The 15,579-nt window shown below is 69.3% G+C and carries 13 protein-coding genes; 10 read left to right on the forward strand and 3 right to left on the reverse strand.

The annotated features are described in order from the left end of the window. Window positions 1-152: 152 nt before the first annotated feature. The 3 genes from ABZ386_RS19235 to eccE all read right to left on the reverse strand — a co-directional run bounded on the left by ABZ386_RS19235 (window position 153) and on the right by eccE (window position 5,880). Window positions 153-3,434 carry an SCO5717 family growth-regulating ATPase gene (locus tag ABZ386_RS19235; protein WP_358965268.1) on the reverse strand — a complete coding sequence of 1,094 codons (3,282 nt, stop codon included), beginning with the start codon at window positions 3,432-3,434 and terminating at the stop codon, window positions 153-155. A 344-nt stretch (window positions 3,435-3,778) separates the two neighbouring features. Beyond that, a complete protein-coding gene (locus tag ABZ386_RS19240) occupies window positions 3,779-4,480 on the reverse strand; it encodes a hypothetical protein (RefSeq protein WP_351341590.1) in 702 nt (233 codons plus the stop codon). A gap of 83 nt (window positions 4,481-4,563) precedes the next feature. Beyond that, on the reverse strand, window positions 4,564-5,880 hold the full coding sequence (gene eccE / locus ABZ386_RS19245; RefSeq protein ID WP_351341496.1) for a type VII secretion protein EccE: 1,317 nt from the start codon (window positions 5,878-5,880) through the stop codon (window positions 4,564-4,566). Window positions 5,881-6,077: 197 nt separating this feature from the next. On the opposite strand from eccE, the gene eccB reads away from it, so the two are divergent. From eccB to ABZ386_RS19295, 10 genes are all read left to right on the forward strand, one after another. Next, on the forward strand, window positions 6,078-7,604 hold the full coding sequence (gene eccB / locus ABZ386_RS19250) for a type VII secretion protein EccB (protein WP_358965270.1): 1,527 nt from the start codon (window positions 6,078-6,080) through the stop codon (window positions 7,602-7,604). A gap of 11 nt (window positions 7,605-7,615) precedes the next feature. Beyond that, window positions 7,616-8,887, forward strand: coding sequence for a type VII secretion-associated serine protease mycosin (mycP, locus tag ABZ386_RS19255; RefSeq protein ID WP_358965272.1), 1,272 nt, complete (start codon window positions 7,616-7,618; stop codon window positions 8,885-8,887). Beyond that, window positions 8,875-9,486: a hypothetical protein gene (locus tag ABZ386_RS19260; RefSeq protein ID WP_358965274.1), complete on the forward strand. Its 612-nt coding sequence runs from the start codon at window positions 8,875-8,877 to the stop codon at window positions 9,484-9,486. Before mycP ends, ABZ386_RS19260 begins: the two co-directional genes overlap by 13 nt. Window positions 9,487-9,649: 163 nt before the next feature. After that, window positions 9,650-10,102: a hypothetical protein gene (locus ABZ386_RS19265; RefSeq protein WP_351341506.1), complete on the forward strand. Its 453-nt coding sequence runs from the start codon at window positions 9,650-9,652 to the stop codon at window positions 10,100-10,102. After that, on the forward strand, window positions 10,102-11,784 hold the full coding sequence (locus ABZ386_RS19270) for a hypothetical protein (protein WP_356506299.1): 1,683 nt from the start codon (window positions 10,102-10,104) through the stop codon (window positions 11,782-11,784). The genes ABZ386_RS19265 and ABZ386_RS19270 overlap by 1 nt, the downstream gene beginning before the upstream one ends. 194 nt (window positions 11,785-11,978) lie before the next feature. Then, on the forward strand, window positions 11,979-13,076 hold the full coding sequence (locus ABZ386_RS19275) for a S8 family serine peptidase (RefSeq protein ID WP_358965294.1): 1,098 nt from the start codon (window positions 11,979-11,981) through the stop codon (window positions 13,074-13,076). A 93-nt stretch (window positions 13,077-13,169) separates the two neighbouring features. Further along, on the forward strand, window positions 13,170-13,508 hold the full coding sequence (locus ABZ386_RS19280; RefSeq protein ID WP_031118360.1) for a WXG100 family type VII secretion target: 339 nt from the start codon (window positions 13,170-13,172) through the stop codon (window positions 13,506-13,508). 88 nt (window positions 13,509-13,596) lie between these two features. Further along, the gene (locus ABZ386_RS19285) at window positions 13,597-13,899 is read left to right on the forward strand and encodes a WXG100 family type VII secretion target (RefSeq protein WP_351341513.1); all 303 of its coding nucleotides are present in this window, start codon (window positions 13,597-13,599) and stop codon (window positions 13,897-13,899) included. Window positions 13,900-14,496: 597 nt separating this feature from the next. Beyond that, window positions 14,497-14,853, forward strand: a complete 357-nt coding sequence (locus tag ABZ386_RS19290) for a DUF4333 domain-containing protein (RefSeq protein WP_351341516.1) — start codon at window positions 14,497-14,499, stop codon at window positions 14,851-14,853. 317 nt (window positions 14,854-15,170) lie between these two features. Next, window positions 15,171-15,575 (forward strand): hypothetical protein, encoded by a 405-nt coding sequence (locus tag ABZ386_RS19295; RefSeq protein ID WP_355719300.1) that lies wholly within the window; start codon window positions 15,171-15,173, stop codon window positions 15,573-15,575. Window positions 15,576-15,579 lie beyond the last annotated feature (4 nt).

The following is a 15,579-nucleotide window of genomic DNA, read 5'->3' on the forward strand; positions in this document are numbered from 1 at the left end:
TTTCGTGCCCATTGGTCGAGACCACTGACGCGCTCCTGGCCAGGGCCTGGCAACGGATTTCGCCCCTGGACGCGCCGAGGCCCGCACCGGTCGGGACGGCACGGGCCGGAAAGGGGATCGGCCCCTCGAAAGGGGCCGATCGGGTGAGCTGATTACTGCGTCGGGGGCGCGGGCGGGGGCGGCGGATTCTGCCCGTCGGGCTGCGCCGGATATCCCGGCCGACCGGGCTGACCCGGCTGACCGGGATGGGGGTAGCCGTAGCCCGGCTGCGGGGGCGCGGCCGGGGGCTGGCCCGGCTGCGGGTAGGGGGGCTGGCCCGCGGCCTGCGGGTACGGCTGCCCCGGCTGGGCCGGGGGCTGGCCCGGCTGGGCGTACGGCTGGCCGGGGTGCGGCTGCGGATGCTGCGGGTACGGTCCGGGCTGCCCGGGGATCTGCTGGCCGGGGGCCGGCTGCTGTCCGGGGTACGGAGGCTGGGGCTGGCCCGGGACGGGCTGGCCGGGCAGCGGCGGGGCGGCCACCGGCGGCGGGTTGCCGTCGGAGGTCCACAGGCCGTGCGCCTGCTGGTGGCGGGTGAAGTCCTCGGCGACCATCGCCGCGAGGTTGAAGTACGCCTCCCGCACCTTCGGCCGCATCATGTCGAGGTCGACCTCGGCACCGGCGGCCAGATGCTCGTCGAACGGCACGACGATGACGCCCCGGCAGCGCGTCTCGAAGTGCGACACGATGTCCTCGACCTTGATCATCTTGCCGGTCTCGCGCACACCGGAGATGACGGTGATGGACCGCGAGACGAGGTCGGAGTACCCGTGCGCCGACAGCCAGTCCAGGGTCGTGCTCGCGCTGCTCGCACCGTCCACGGACGGCGTCGAGATGATGATGAGCTGGTCGGCGAGGTCCAGCACACCGCGCATGGCGCTGTAGAGCAGACCGGTACCCGAGTCGGTGAGGATCACCGGGTACTGCTTGCCCAGCACGTCGATCGCGCGCCGGTAGTCCTCGTCGTTGAACGTCGTGGACACGGCCGGGTCGACGTCGTTGGCGATGATCTCCAGCCCGGACGGCGCCTGCGACGTGAACCGCCGGATGTCCATGTACGAGTTGAGGTACGGGATCGCCTGCACGAGGTCACGGATGGTGGCCCCGGTCTCCCGCCGCACGCGGCGCCCGAGGGTGCCCGCGTCCGGGTTGGCGTCGATCGCGAGGATCTTGTCCTGCCGCTCGGTGGCGAGCGTGGAGCCCAGCGCGGTGGTCGTGGTCGTCTTGCCGACACCGCCCTTGAGGCTGATCACGGCGATCCGGTAGCAGGACAGCACGGGCGTACGGATCAGCTCCAGCTTCCGCTGCCGCTCGGCCTCCTCCTTCTTCCCACCGAGCTTGAACCGGCCACCGCCGGCCGCCGGACGGCTGCTCTTCGCCTTCTGCTTCTTGCTGTTGAGCAGCCGGTCGGACGACAGCTCCACCGCGGCGGTGTAACCGAGCGGCGCGGCACCGGGGTTGGTCGGCTGCCGCTGGTCGTGCTGCATGGGCTGCGGCCAGGCGGCGCCGGTACGGGGATCCACGGGCTGCTGGGGCTGCCCCCCTGGCTGCGGCTGGCCCTGCGGGGGCACCCCGGGCTGGGCCTGCTGCGCGGGCGGCTGGGGGAAGCCGTAACCGCCTTGGGCACTGGGGGCACCGGGGTGCGGGAAGCCGTATCCGCCCTGGGGGACGGGAGCGCCCTGCTGCGGGAAGCCGTAGCCGCCCTGCGGGGCGCCGGGCTGCTGGGCCGGGGGCTGCTGTGCGGCCGGGGTGCCGGGGTGGGGGAAGCCGTAGCCGCCCTGGGCGTTGGGTGCCGGGGCGGGCGGGCCGTCCGGCTGCTGCTGGACCGGGGGCTGGGCGGGTGCGCCGGGGTGCGGGAAGCCGTAGCCGCCGTGCGCGTCGGGCGCGGCCGGGACCGGGCCTCCCGGCTGCGGGAAGCCGTAGCCACCGGGCTGCGGGGCGGGCTGGGCGGGCGGCTGGTTCGGCGGCGTCGGTGCGCCCGGCTGGTTCCACGCGGCGGGCGTGGGCTGCGGCGCCTGCGGCTGGAACGGCGGCTGCGGTTGCGCGTTCGGGTCCGCGGGCTGGGCCTGCGGCTGGGGCTGATGCTGCGCGGGCCACTGGTTGGCCGGCGCCGGGGCGGCCGGCTGGTACGACGGCGGCAGCGGCGGCACGCCCGGAACGGCGGCGCCCCGCGGGGCGCTGTCCTCAGCCCTGGCGTCGGAGGGATCGGCCTCGGCGGGCGGGTCGTCGACCGGCTCGGGTCCGGCCGGGGCCGCATCCGCGGCCACGGCGCCGGGCATCTCGGCTTCGGAGGTCCTGTCCTCGGCAGCCGTGTCCTTTGGTGTCGTGCCCCCTGAAGCCCCGTTCTCCGGAGCCCCCTCGTCCGGTGCCGTCACCTCGGCGTGCGCGTTCACGCCCCCGGCTTCGGCATCGTCAGAAGCCGGGCCGTCCGCGCTGTCGTCCGTCCCGGACGCGTCGGCCGCATCCGCCGAGCGGTCACCGTCGGCGTCGGCGTCGGCGGGCGCGCTCCCGGCGTCACCGCCCGAGTCGCCCTGGTCCTCGTCCTTGGCCTCGGCTTCGCCCTGTTCGTCGTCGGCCGACTCCAGCCGCGCCTCGGTCGCCGCGGCACGCTCGGCGATCTCCCGCTTCAGGGCGACGGCGGAGAACCGCATGGTGGCACCGCTCTCCAGATCACCGTCCCCCGACTCCGGTTCCCCGGAGGCCGGGGTGGCCGGGGTGGCGGGGCCGGCCGGAACATCCGGAGCAGCGGCAGGAGTAGCCGCCGGAACCGGCGGCGTCCACTGCGCCGGGAACCCGCCGCCGGGGGTGCCCGGTACGGCCGAAGGAGAGGCTGTGTCCGCCTCGGGCGCCTCGGTCCGCCCCTGCGGCTCGAACCCCATGGGCAGCTTGGGCACGGCGGAGCCCCCACCCGAGGAAGGCGTGGGAGGCGTGAAGGGCACACCCGGCGCCGGCGGGGGAGGCGTGAACGGAGCGCCCGCCGCGGGCGGCGGCACGGGAGGCGTGAAAGGCGCCCCCGGAGCAGGCCCCGGAGCCGGAGCCTGCGGCGGAACGGACGGCTGACCACCGGAAGGATTGGCATGCGGCGGCGGAGTCAGCCCCGGCAGCGGAGGAACCGGTCCGCTCGGGGCACCGGAGGTACCGGAAGCGCCGGAGCCACCGGAGTCACCGGGCCCCCGGCCCTCCTGGGACGGCGCATCGGACGCACCGGAGTCCTCGGACGCCCCCGCCCCCTGCCCCGAACTCGAAATTGAACTCCCCGAAGCGTTCTGCGTGTACCAGGCCGGGGGCGCGTAGTCGATGGTGAACTCGCCGGTCATCTCGACGTCGGACTCCGCGTCGGGCTGGTCATCGCCGGGTGTCGCCCAGCCCCCGCGGATCCCGTCCCGATCGCTGCTCACAGTGTTCCTCCTGGTGTGGTCGAGCACCCTCATGCCGTGCTGGGGCGACCCTTGCTTGTCGTCCGACCTCGTCCGAAGTCGGTCAATGGCGTCTCCGAGGCCGTCCGAGGTCGTCCGATACACCGCACCGGCTTCCCCGCTCTCCTTCTGGGACGCGGACGCCCGGTCCACGGGGTTCTGACGTCGCGCCCGGTACCAGCCTAATCACCACGAGGTCCGCCTCGGCAGGCCCATCTGCCCCTCCATAACAACGCTGGACCGTGAAAACCACGCAAATGCGATGTAATTCCTGGCGCAGAAGTTGACGAAACGGCGTGTTACGGGCGCTTCCGATACGAGGTCCGTCAGTCCATCCGACGTGGCGCACCCAACAGCCCGGTCTCCGTGTCCGTGGGCTGTGTCATGACGTACTGCCGATCGCGATCGGTACACCACAGGGTGAGACCGTCGGAGAGCCCCGGCAGGGAGTCGATCTCGGCTCGGGTGAGCGCCATCGTGCGGCCCAGCTCCGTGGCCTCGTCCGGCGATACCCTCTGAATCCCGACCAGCCGCGCCTGCCGCACGAGCCGCGGAGCGACCGGGCTGACGTACGGCAGCAGGGTCAGCACCGACTGCCAGGCCCCGGAGACGACCCGACCGCGAGGTGGCCGCATCCCGCAGTCCCGCACCACCAACACCGGCGTACCGGCTGAGGCACCCAGCGGGGGCACCCGCCCCACGTCGTACACGGCCATCCCGTTCTGCCCACCCCCCATGGCGTGCACCATCCGCATCCAGGCCTGCGCCCGCCCCGTCTCCACGGCGACCCGCGCCCCCGTCGCCGCCGCCCTGAGCGCGATGACCTGCACGGTCCACAGCCCACCGATGAGGACGACGTCGTACGGCATCGGCCGATTGAGCCCGAGTACCGCGGGCCGGCTCTCCGCGTCCAAGCCGATGACGACGCCGTCGTCGGCGACGGGGAGGGCGAGGGTGTCCAGTTGGTCGACGGTCACGGAGTGCCGCGGGTGTCTCGGGCCGATCAACCCGAAGCCACGACGCAGCAGTTCACGCGCCTGCCCGGGGGCAGAGGGCTGCGGCTCGCTCCGGCCGGTGGCCGCCGCCTGTCCCACGCGCCGGGGCGTTGCCGTCACCGGGCACCTCCGAGGGGCAGAGTGGCGAGCATGCCGGGTACCTGTTCCCGGTCGAGGCGGGCGAGCCCCATGCCCGTGTGCCGGGCCGCGGCCTGCACTGCGCGCCGGGCGGCGACGAGTTCGTCGTCGCTGCGCCCGGTCACCCGCACGTGCCCGCACACGGACACCTCCTTCCGCTCCCCGCGCCTGAGCGTGAGGCTGAAGGTGGTGGCGAGGGTGGGGACGGCAGTGACCAGAGCGACGAGCTGCGGCAGCGACGGTGCCCTCTCGCCACCCAGCACGGGCCACCGACGGATCCAGTACGTGGTGTGTCTGCGGTTGTCACAGCGCCAGTTCCGGCCTGACTCCTCGGTCCGCCGCTCCCGCGCGTCCGTCCGCCCCGCCTCCGCCGTCACCAGCGGGTTGGCACAGGCCGAAGTGGCGATCGCGGAGATCAGATGCTCCTCGTCGAGGAGGGTCGCCCGGAATCCGGCTCCGGTGAGTCGGCTCGCGAGATGGTCGGCGGCACGCACAACACACTTCTGCGCTCCGACCAGACCGCCCCCGCGCGCGGCCACGGCTTCCGGGCACAGTTCCGGGTCGAGCTTCAAAGCGATCCAGGTGATGCGTACGGCCGGCGCACCTGTCTGCTCCTGCAGGGGCGCGTAGTTGGCGACGGCCACGGACTGCTGGGGCAGATGGATCGCGGGCGCGGGCTGGGTGTGGAGCACGACCTGCGCCGACTCCAGCCGGATACCGTCCACATCCAGGGCGCCGTACACCAGGGAGAGCGGCAACGGCTGTCTGTTCCGCTCGGCCCGCAGTGCGGTGGCGTCGGCCTCGACCTGCAGGACCGCGGTGACGAACGTACCGTCCCCGACGATTCCGACAGACCGGCGGTCACGGCCGGTGTACGTGTACGTCCGCAGACTCGGGTCGCACTCCAGGGCCGGCACCAACCCGGGCTCGGCGCCCTCCGGAATCGGCGTACTCGCCGCCCGCCGCTGCCGCGCACGCAACGCCTGTGCCGTGGCCAGCCATTCGGGCAGGGAACGGCCGCGGCGACGGAGGAAGGAGACCAGCACCAGACAGACGGCGAGGGCAGCCGCAGGCACCAGAGCCAAGGGATCGATCACCCATCCGACGAGCAGGACGGCGGCCGCGATCTCGAACAGGACAAGGCGTTGCAACCGGAATGCCCCGACCCGCCCCGAACGCATCTTGGACTGGAGTGCGCCCGGCGAGGCCGGCCGCTGCGCCGGCCCTTGTGGGGGCGCCGCGGCGCCCCGTGTCCGCGATCGGTCACGGGACCGGGCGCGCGTTCCGGATGCCATCACTCCATCCCCCCGTTTCGCCGGCAACCGCCGGTACTTCAGCACCGCACAAGGCCTTTGATGGCCCAGGTACCCTACTCGCTCCGCAAGTCCCCGCGGATACCAGGCATAGTAGGGGGCCGCTCTGACACCGGGGGCGGGACCATGTCACGCCTGGCGAGCGCGACACACGTGAACACGGGGAGAGACAGGCACAGATGGCATCTCGGCGCGACCAGCTCAATGCCTACACCTTCGCGAAACGCCGCATGCTCGCGGCCTTCCTGCAGTCGTCGCCCGACGGTTCGGAGGAAGGGGCGCCTCGTCCGCTGCGCGCGGTCATCCCCGGCGTCATCGTGGGTGTGGTCGTCATGGCCGTGTTCGGGGCCTGGGGCATGTTCAAGCCCACCGCGCCCAAGGGCTGGAACGAGCCCAACGCCAAGGTGATCGTCGCCAGCGACTCGACCACGCGCTACGTCGTCCTGAAGACCGGCGAACAGGTCCAGCTGCACCCGGTCCTCAACATGGCGTCCGCCAAGCTGCTCCTCAACGAGGGCCAGGGCGAGGTGGTGACCGTCGCCGAGTCCGTCCTCGACAACGGCAAGATCCCGCACGGCGTCACCATCGGCATCCCGTACGCGCCCGACCGCCTTCCCTCGGCGTCCGAGGCGGGCAGCGAGAAACGCTGGGCAGTCTGCGAACGCCCCAGCGCGGGCGGCGAGTCGATCCAGAAGGCGGCCCTGGTCCTCGCCTCCCGCGACATGAAGGCGACCGAGGGCAGGGGCGAAAAGCTGACGGCGGGTCAACTGCTCTACGTCGCGGCCCCGGACGGGAGCCGCTATGTGGTGGACGCGAGCGGACGCTCGTACCCCATTGACAAGAGCGACGAACTGCTGTTGCGCGCCGTCGTCGGCTCCGGACGCAAGCCCCAGAAGGTGTCCGAGGAGTGGCTGGAGACCCTGCACACCGGCGACCCGATCTCCTTTCCCAAGATCCCCGGCCAGGTCGGCATCGCGGCCGACGCCCCAGGCCAACTGGACGAGAAGACCAACAGGGTCGGCATGGTGCTCAAGGCGTCCGACCTCAACAGCGACCAGTACTACGTGGTACTGCCCGGCCGAGTCGCCCCCGTCTCGGCCTTCGTCGCCCAACTCCTGCTGTTCAGCGAGGACCTGGTCTCCCTCGGCCAGGCCGGTGAAGCCAAGGACATGAGCCCGGGTGCGATCGTCCCCGGCAAGCCGTTCGGCACCGAGCACCGCTGGCCGACGGAGGACCCCCAGCCCGTCAACGACGCCTCCGGCACAGCAGGAAGCCGCAGCACCGTCTGCAACGTCCTGCGCGGCGTCAACGCCGGCTCCGGCGCCACGACCCTGAGCACCTGGGCCGGCACGGACTTCCCGGCCAAGCTCCCCGCCGGCTCCTCCAGCGCCTACGTCACGCCCGGCTCCGGCCAGCTCTACCGCCAGTTCCAGGGCAAGGAGACCAAGGCCGGCCCCGTCTTCCTCGTCACCGACACGGGCCTGCGCTACGTCCTGCAGTCCAACGCCGACAGCGGCGCGGACGACGCCGGTATCGGCACGACGGCCAAGGACCGCCGGCAGGCCCAGCAGGAGGCCCAACAGGCCCAGACCCGGCTCGGCTACAAGGATGTGGATCCCGCGCCGATCCCCGCCGCCTGGTCGGAGTTCCTGCCCACCGGCCCACGCCTGTCGACGACGGCGGCACGCCAGCCGCAGGGTTCCTGAGGGGGCCGGACATGCCACACGTGCCCTCCTTCCTCCGCGCCGCGACCACGGTGGTGGCCGCGACCCTGCTCACGACCGCCCCCGTCCTCCTCGCGCCCCCCGCGGCGGCGGCCGACCTCCCGTACTCGGACCAGTGCGCGTTCCCCAACGGCAAGTACCCGGGCCGGCCCTGGTCCCTGCAGCGCGTCCTCCTGGACGAGCTGTGGAGCCAGTCCAAGGGCAAGGGCGTGCGGGTGGCGGTGATCGACACCGGCGTCGACGTGACGAATCCGCAGCTCACCGACGCTGTCGACGTGAAGAGCGGCCGCAACTTCCTGCCCAGGAACCTCAAGGACGACGACGGCAACCCGATCGAGCGGGGCAAGGAGAACGGCACCACGGACACGGTCGGCCACGGCACCAAGGTCGCCGGCATCATCGCGGCCCGGCCCGCCGAGGGCACCGGCTTCGTGGGCCTGGCCCCCGAGGCGACGATCATCCCGATCCAGCAGAACGACGCGGAGGGCCACGGCGACGTCGACACCCTGACCGACGCGATCCGCTACGCCATCCAGGCCGAGGCCGACGTCATCAACATCTCCCAGGACACCTCGAAACCGGTGAAGTCGACGTCCGATCTGGCGCTGGCGATCGACCAGGCCCTGGCCCGGAAGATCGTGGTCGTGGCCTCGGCGGGCAATGACGGCCTCGGCGGCAACGTCAAGGAGACGTACCCGGCTTCCTACAAGGGCGTCCTCGCGGTCGCAGCGTCGGACCGCAACAACGAGCGCGCCTCCTTCTCCCAGTCCGGCGAGTTCGTCGGCGTCGCGGCCCCCGGTGTCGACATGATCTCCACCGTTCCCAAGGGCGGCCACTGCTCCGACAACGGTACGAGCTTCTCGGCGCCGTACGTCGCCGGCGTCGCGGCGCTGATCAAGGCGAAACACCCCGACTGGACGGCCCGGCAGATCGTCGCCCAGATCGAACAGACCGCGGAGCGCACCGTCGCGGGCCACGACCGCCTGGTCGGCTGGGGAGTGGTCGACCCCGTACGCGCCCTGACGCAGGACGAACACCCCATCGAGTCTCCCGACCCCCAGGCAGGCCTGGGCAAACCGGAAGCCCCCACCCCGGCCGAGTTCCAGATCGGCGAAACCGCCGAGGAACGCAACGCCCGCCTCGCCACGTACGTGACCGTGGGCGCGGCGGTCCTCGTCGCGGCGCTGGGCGGCACGGCGGTGGCGCTCCGGGACGCTCGGCGCAGGCAGCAGCGACGGGTGGAGGGCGGATCATGGACGCGCTGACCAAACTGAGTGTGCTGAGCCTTGTCCTGTCCGCCGTGCTGCTGGCCATGGCCTGCATCAAGGCCGACCGCATCCGGGCGTGGCGCGCCGGCATCAACCCGTCGGCCGAGGAACTGCCCGACGCCTTCTTCGTCGCCGCTCGCGTCACCTTCGTCGCCTTGGCCGGCGCCGGCATCTACGTGAGCGTGCAGGGCTTCGGCGTCTCCGACGACACAGCGTGGGACGACAGCGAGCTGACCAGCGCGGTGCAGGGGGCCACCGACGCCTTGGACGGCAGTTCCGGTTTCGGCGACATCTATGCCGAGGACAACGACACCGGCTGGATCGACGAATACGCGACAACAATCGAGCAAGAGGTAGTGGAGCACGGCGGCGGCGACGCCCCGCAGTACGGGGTGAACGCGACGCCCGCCGCCTCGAACACGGCATCCGAGGCGCGCTACACGGTCACCGGCGGCGACTCGGCCTTCTGCATGCGGGTCACCCGCACCCGGTCGAAGGACGGAGACTATGAGCCGCCGGGGATCGCGGGAGGTCAGGGGACGGTGACGGTCCCTTCGTACGACTTCGCGGTGACGACGCGCAAGGGGGGTTGCTGACTTCGTGGCTCGGCCGGGTCTGGTCCCCCCTGGTAACTCGCATACCACGAAGTTCAGTTGGCCGCATCTCGCACTATGACTACAGTGGTCATCGAGTGTGCCGATCGGATCAACACCTGTGCACCGCTCGACGACTTTTCAACGGGGAACGGGGAGGGAAGGCATGCTGCCTGCGGAGGGTTTCAAGGTCGGCTTGGAGGCGCTGGGAACCTTCAAGAAGCGTGTCGATGCCGTGCTCTCCACATTCGAGGGCTCACCCGGCAGCCCTCAGAAGATCGCGGCGCACGCCCTCTCCGAGGCCTCTTTCAGCGGTTCGGGCGGTTTCGCCGAGGCCAAGGGCCTCCACAGCCAGTACGAGCGCGTCCACGAACGTCTCACCGCACTCTCGAAGAACCTGGGCCTTCAGATCGAGGCGATGCAGATCGCCGTCATGGGCGCGGGCGGAAACTTCAGCAACATCGACGAGGAGGAGCGGCGGCGGTTCTGGGAGATCAGGACTGATATCGGCCGTCAGCAGCTTGAAGCGAAGCAGGAGAGGGCAGCGGCGGAGGCTGCGAAGCGGGGCGAGTCCGCGCCAGAACGTTCTGATGACGACCAGGCAGGTGACCTGTACTGATGAGCGAAGAGCAGGAGCACCCGGTACCGCACCAGGCGGAGAGGGAGCAGGCCGCGGCGCAGCTCGGCGCGATCGACATGGTGAGCGGTGCGACGGGGATAGCTCAGCTCCTCCCCTTCGGCTGGAAGGTCCCCCGTGTCTTCGGCAAGACGAACTTCGAGGGCCATGCCCTGAACGCCATGATCGACATGGTCGAGTCCGCAAAACCGGAGGACTTGGAAGCTGCGGGCACTGCTCTGTTGAACGCCCGGACCGCCATCGAAGATGCCGCCGAGGAACTCGAGGGCCACATCAGCCGGGTCGACTGGGAGGGCGAGTCAGGCGAGGCTTTCCGTAAGTGGGGCGCCAATCTCGTCATCCACGCCCGCAAACTCGCCGCCTTCGCCGACGTCGCCGGCACCCAGGTAACGGCAGCGGCCACGGGCCTCGCCTCCGTCCGTAGCGCGATGCCGCCCCGCGACACCCGAGAGGACCCCAAGGCGGTCGCGGACATTCCGCCGCCCAAGCAAGTCGAAAGCAACGCGGAGTACGCGGCTGCGGTCAAGGCCGAGAAGGACCGCCAAGAGGCGATCAACCAGATGAACCGGCTGGCGTCCTTCTATGCGGTGTCGGAAGAGATCATGGCGGGGCAGGAGCCGCCGACGTTCGAGCCTATGCCGGATGTGGGGGTGCCTAAGCCGGATCCGACCTATAAGGCGCCGATCGAGCGCGGCGAAGTGCTGGGCGCAGAGGGTGTTGGAGCCGCGCGCGAGTCCGTGACGGGCCAGCACGACGCTTCGAGCAGGAGCACAGGACAACAGGGCTCGGGGAACACCACGGCGCCGCTCAATCGTGTGGAGGCGCCGACCGTTCAGTCAGATGTGAACGTCGGTACCAAGATCGACAGCGTAGGCACCCTCCCGCCCCAGGAGACCACGAGGCCGGCGATGAATGGGCCGTCGTCGGCGCCCAGCCCGGGTGGAGGGAACGGTGGGCCAGTACCTCCCTTCACCTCGGGCCCGGTTCCTCCTACGCTTGGCGGTAAGGCTGGCCGAACCTCAGCCTTCAGCGGAGCGAACGGCAATAAGGCCCCGATCTCGGCTCAGGGCCGTACAGGCGCTTCGAGTGGGACCGTCGGCGGCCGCGGCACCTCAGGCCCGATGGGGCACGCCACCACAACCGGGCAGTCGGGTACTCGAGGTGGCAGCGCTGCACCCATGGGCAGAGGTGTCTCCGGCGGAATGCCACGCACCGTCGGTGGACCGGCGAGCGACCGCGCGGGCGGTGCGAGTTCCACAGGTGCGGCGCGCGGTAATGGAGTTGTCGGAGGAAGGCCCGCCACAGGTCCTCAAGGGGCGACCGGTTCCAGGGTCCCGCGCGGTACGGTCGTCGGCGCCGAGGGCAACCCTGGCTCTCGTGCGCCCGCCGGCCAAATCGGGCAGCGCGGAGTGATCGGGGCGCCGAACTCGACCCCTGGTGCTCGTCCGGGCCAGACTGCCCGTCCCGCCGCGGGCAATGCCGACGGCGTCGTCGGTGCACCCAAGGGGCGAGCCCCAGCAGGGAGAAGCGGTGGACTGGCCGGAGGCGGCGCAGGCGCCCCGCACGGCCGGACGGGGAATCGACAAAACACGAACCGCAAAGCTCGTAAGGGTGAGGGTCAACCGGAGACCCCGCGACGCAACACGCCACCAGTGACTGACTGATAAGAGTGAGGATCTCCAGAGGCATGACAGGGACCAGTCCACGTCGCGGATTGCCTGCGTTCTTCGCAGGCCGTGCCGGGAGACAGGTGTCCACCGTGTGTGCGGCACTCGGTGCTTTCGTAATCGTGTCTTCGGGGCTGGCTCCAAGTGCGGTCGCCGCAGACGTTCAGCCGAAGCAGTGGTACTTGGACGCGATGGACGCTGAAGGCATGTGGAAGATCAGCACAGGCAAAGGCGTCAAAGTTGCTGTGCTGGACACCGGTGTGAATCCGAATACCTCATCCCTGAAGGGCCAGGTGCTCGGGGGCGAGGTACCGGAGGTGGTCTCGTACAACGCCACCGAAGATTACGACGGCCACGGCACCAGCATGGCGGAGCTGATTGCCGGTACTGGCGCCGGAGGCGGTATACAGGGCTTGGCCCCCGGCGCGAAGATCGTCCCCTATCGAGTGCTCTCCAAAGGCGTGAACGGCGCCGATAAGGAAAAAACCCCCTCAGTCAGTGATGCGATCAAGGCTGCGGCTGACAGTGATGCTCAGATCATCAGTATGTCGTTCGCTGGTGACATCGTGGATCCGGATGAGGAGAAAGCCGTCAAGTACGCCCATTCCAAGGGCAAGCTGATGTTCGCCGGCACAGGCAACGATGCCGAATCAAAAAACTTCATCGGCTATCCGGCCGCCTACCCTTATGTCGTCGGAGTGGCTGCTGCGGACGAGAAGGGGAAAGTGGGCGACTTCTCCGAGCATGGCAATTATGTCGATCTGAGTGCTCCCGGCCTCAAGGTGCCCACATGGTGCGACGCAACATTTCGCTCGTACTGCCCCGAGGGAGATGGAACAAGTATGGCAACCGCCATCGCCTCCGCCTCCGCCGCTCTCATCTGGTCCGCCCACCCCAACTGGACCGCCAACCAGGTTCTTCGCAGCTTGATCGACACAGCGAGCCGCGACTGGCCGAAGAATAAGCCGAGCAACTACCTGGGCTATGGCTTGGTCCGCCCCCGCAAGGTGCTGGAGAACAGCAACATCAACCCGGGGTCAGCCGCCACCGACCCTCTCAGCTTCGAGAACGGAACCGGCGTCACGGGAGTCAACGCCTCACCCTCCGCTCCCGCATCAACCTCGTCACAGGCCCCCAAGAACACTTCTGGCGGCCAGATTTCGGCGGCAGGCTCGACCTCGGAGTCGTCCGACAACACCACGATGTGGGTCGCCCTCGGAGCCGCAGGGGCCGTCCTGGTCATCGGGGGCGGTGCCTTCGCGGTCATCCGCTCGCGGCGAAAAGCATGACGACTCACACACGTCAACCGGTCACACACGACCTCTCCGGCGCGGTGACGCGTCCGGAAGTGAACCACAGCTCTTACGAAGGGGAGTGCCGAAATGGTCGACCGCAAGCTTAATGAAAGCGATGTACAGAGGCTTCAGACCGAGGTCGTCGATCGGTACGACAACATCAGGGGATCGCTCGCGAAGCTGCAGGGCACGATCGACATGATCGAGAAGGCCTGGAGGGGACAGGGTGCCCAGGCGTTCAACGTGAAGCAGACGGAAATCAACCAGCACATGGTCGCGATCGGCAAGATGCTCGACGACTTCCTCGAGGGCATCAACCTGAACAAGATCGACAAGCGCAACCTCGAAGACCAGATCGAGGCCGACCTCAAGCAAATCGCGGTGGACGATCTCGGTGGAAAGACTTCGGCGCTCAACAGCTACTGAAGCTACGGACGAGCCATCGGCGGCAATGGGCCGCACCGTGGTCCGGGCAGCGCAGTCCGGCTGAAATCTGCATAGAAACGAGGGAAACATGTCCGGAGCTCATTACGACGAACTGGCCGTCACGTACGGCACCATGGATGCGCTCGCCACCGAGCTCGGCAACCAGGCCAAGAAGCTCGAGGAGGACCTCGAGGCCCTGAAGCAGGCCGTGCTCAACGTGTCCTCGGGCTGGGGCGGCGAGGCGTACGAGGAGTTCCAGAAGAAGTCCAAGCAGTGGGACACGCACGCGCGGGGCATCCACACGGCGCTGGTCCAGATCTCCCAGCGTGTCCACGCCGCCGGCGGTGACTACCGGGGCGGCGACCTGAAGGGCGCCAGCTACTTCCAGTAGGCGCCTCAGTCCAGGTGCGCGGCCCGGGGTTGCGCCCCCGGCCGCGCGCCGCGGGCGCTCTTGCCATCGAGGGCGAGGGTGACAGTACCGACCGGGTCGTGTCCGAAGAGGTCGGCCAGGCCGCCGGGGCAGGTGTAGTTGATGACCCGGCAGACAGTCGCGCCACTGGGCGGGACAATACCCGGCCAGGGCGGTCGCGGTACGGGCGACGTCGAGCCGGGCCACGATGTCCTGCAGCGCATCAGCCGCCCACTCGTTGACTCCCGCGAAGCTCCTCGCCCCGCATGCCGCGGCGGAACTGGCAGTCAACAGCACTGCCACGAAGGGGTGACGCTTCCCGCGCCGGCCATCGTGGATCGGCCCCTGTGGCCAGCCGCTCGGTGAACAGACCCGTCGCTCGGTGCTGACGGGTGGGCGACTTGATGAGACAGACGCTGGCAGACTGTCGGCACATCGAAGCGACGTTGCACGAAGGGAACTTGGGAAGGTCACCTCCGCAGCGGAGTTCAGCTCACGAAGAATAAGCGACATGCCGAACAGCCTTGCCAAGTATGCTTTCGGCGTCTTCTTGTCTTGATCAGTGCTACGGAGTTTACGATGCCCAAAGCCCGCTCGTCCGCAGCTACATGGAGTCTCTCAGCCGTAGCCGCCTGCACGCTGCTCGCAGGGTGCTCGGTATCGGTCGACGCCGGAAAGTCCGCCACGCCACAAATGTCTGCGGACAAGCTGGCCACCATCGTTGCCGAAAGGCTCGCCGCAACAACGGGCAAGCCCAAGCCGGACATCACCTGCCCCGAGAACCTCGCCGCCAAGGTCGGTACCACCACCCGGTGCAAGCTCACAGCGAAGGATGGCAGCACATTGGGCGTAACGGTCAAGGTGACGTCCGTCGAGGGAGATCAGATCAACTTCGACATCAAGGCTGACGAAACGGCTTCCCCGGCTGCAAACTGACGAGCGTGCCGTACTCCACCGGCTCGCAGGCGTGTTCTGGAGTGCTGAGATGAGAAGAATTCTCGGATGAGTCCTGGCCATGCGGTGCTTGATGTGATCGGTGGAGCAGCGCCCGCTCATCGTCCGTCGTCCGTATTGTCAAACCACCTCCCTTTGACTGTCCGCTCAAGAGCTCTCACTTGTACGCGTTAAGGAGCTCTTTCGGGCCCAGGGGTGGGCGCAGGGATCTGCGGTGAACCGGTAAGGTGCACAAGTAGCTTGCGCAGTGCACCCATTGGTTTGAATCATAGGATGCGCGAATACGACGGGGGTTGTCCATGGGATCCGGAGCCAGTGGCGAGCCAACACTTGCGAGTTCGCCGGGCGACAAGAGTCGCGCGGCGAAATTCTTGGAAGAGGAACTGCTGCCGGACACCCAGGCTGCTGCCCGCATCGCGGAGGGCGGTGGAGCGGTGCAGCCGCTCTACGTCGCCCCGACGCCCTCCACCAGCCTCCTGATCAAGCCGGACACCGGACTGAAGGGGTTCTCCGGCTGGGCCTTGGAGCAGGGTCTCTCCGATGCGCTGACCGTCTGGCAGGGGCAGGCGAACCGGCTGATGGGGCGGTTGCAGCAGGAGTTGAACGGGCTGCACGGTACGAAGAACATCTTGCAGAGCCAGGACACAACCGTCGGCGCGCAGGTGACCGGGGTACGGCTCCCCAGCAGTCTCGACGGGATGTGACACG

Origin of the sequence: Streptomyces sp. NPDC006140 (assembly GCF_040628815.1) — a bacterium.
Classification (GTDB): Bacteria; Actinomycetota; Actinomycetes; order Streptomycetales; family Streptomycetaceae; genus Streptomyces.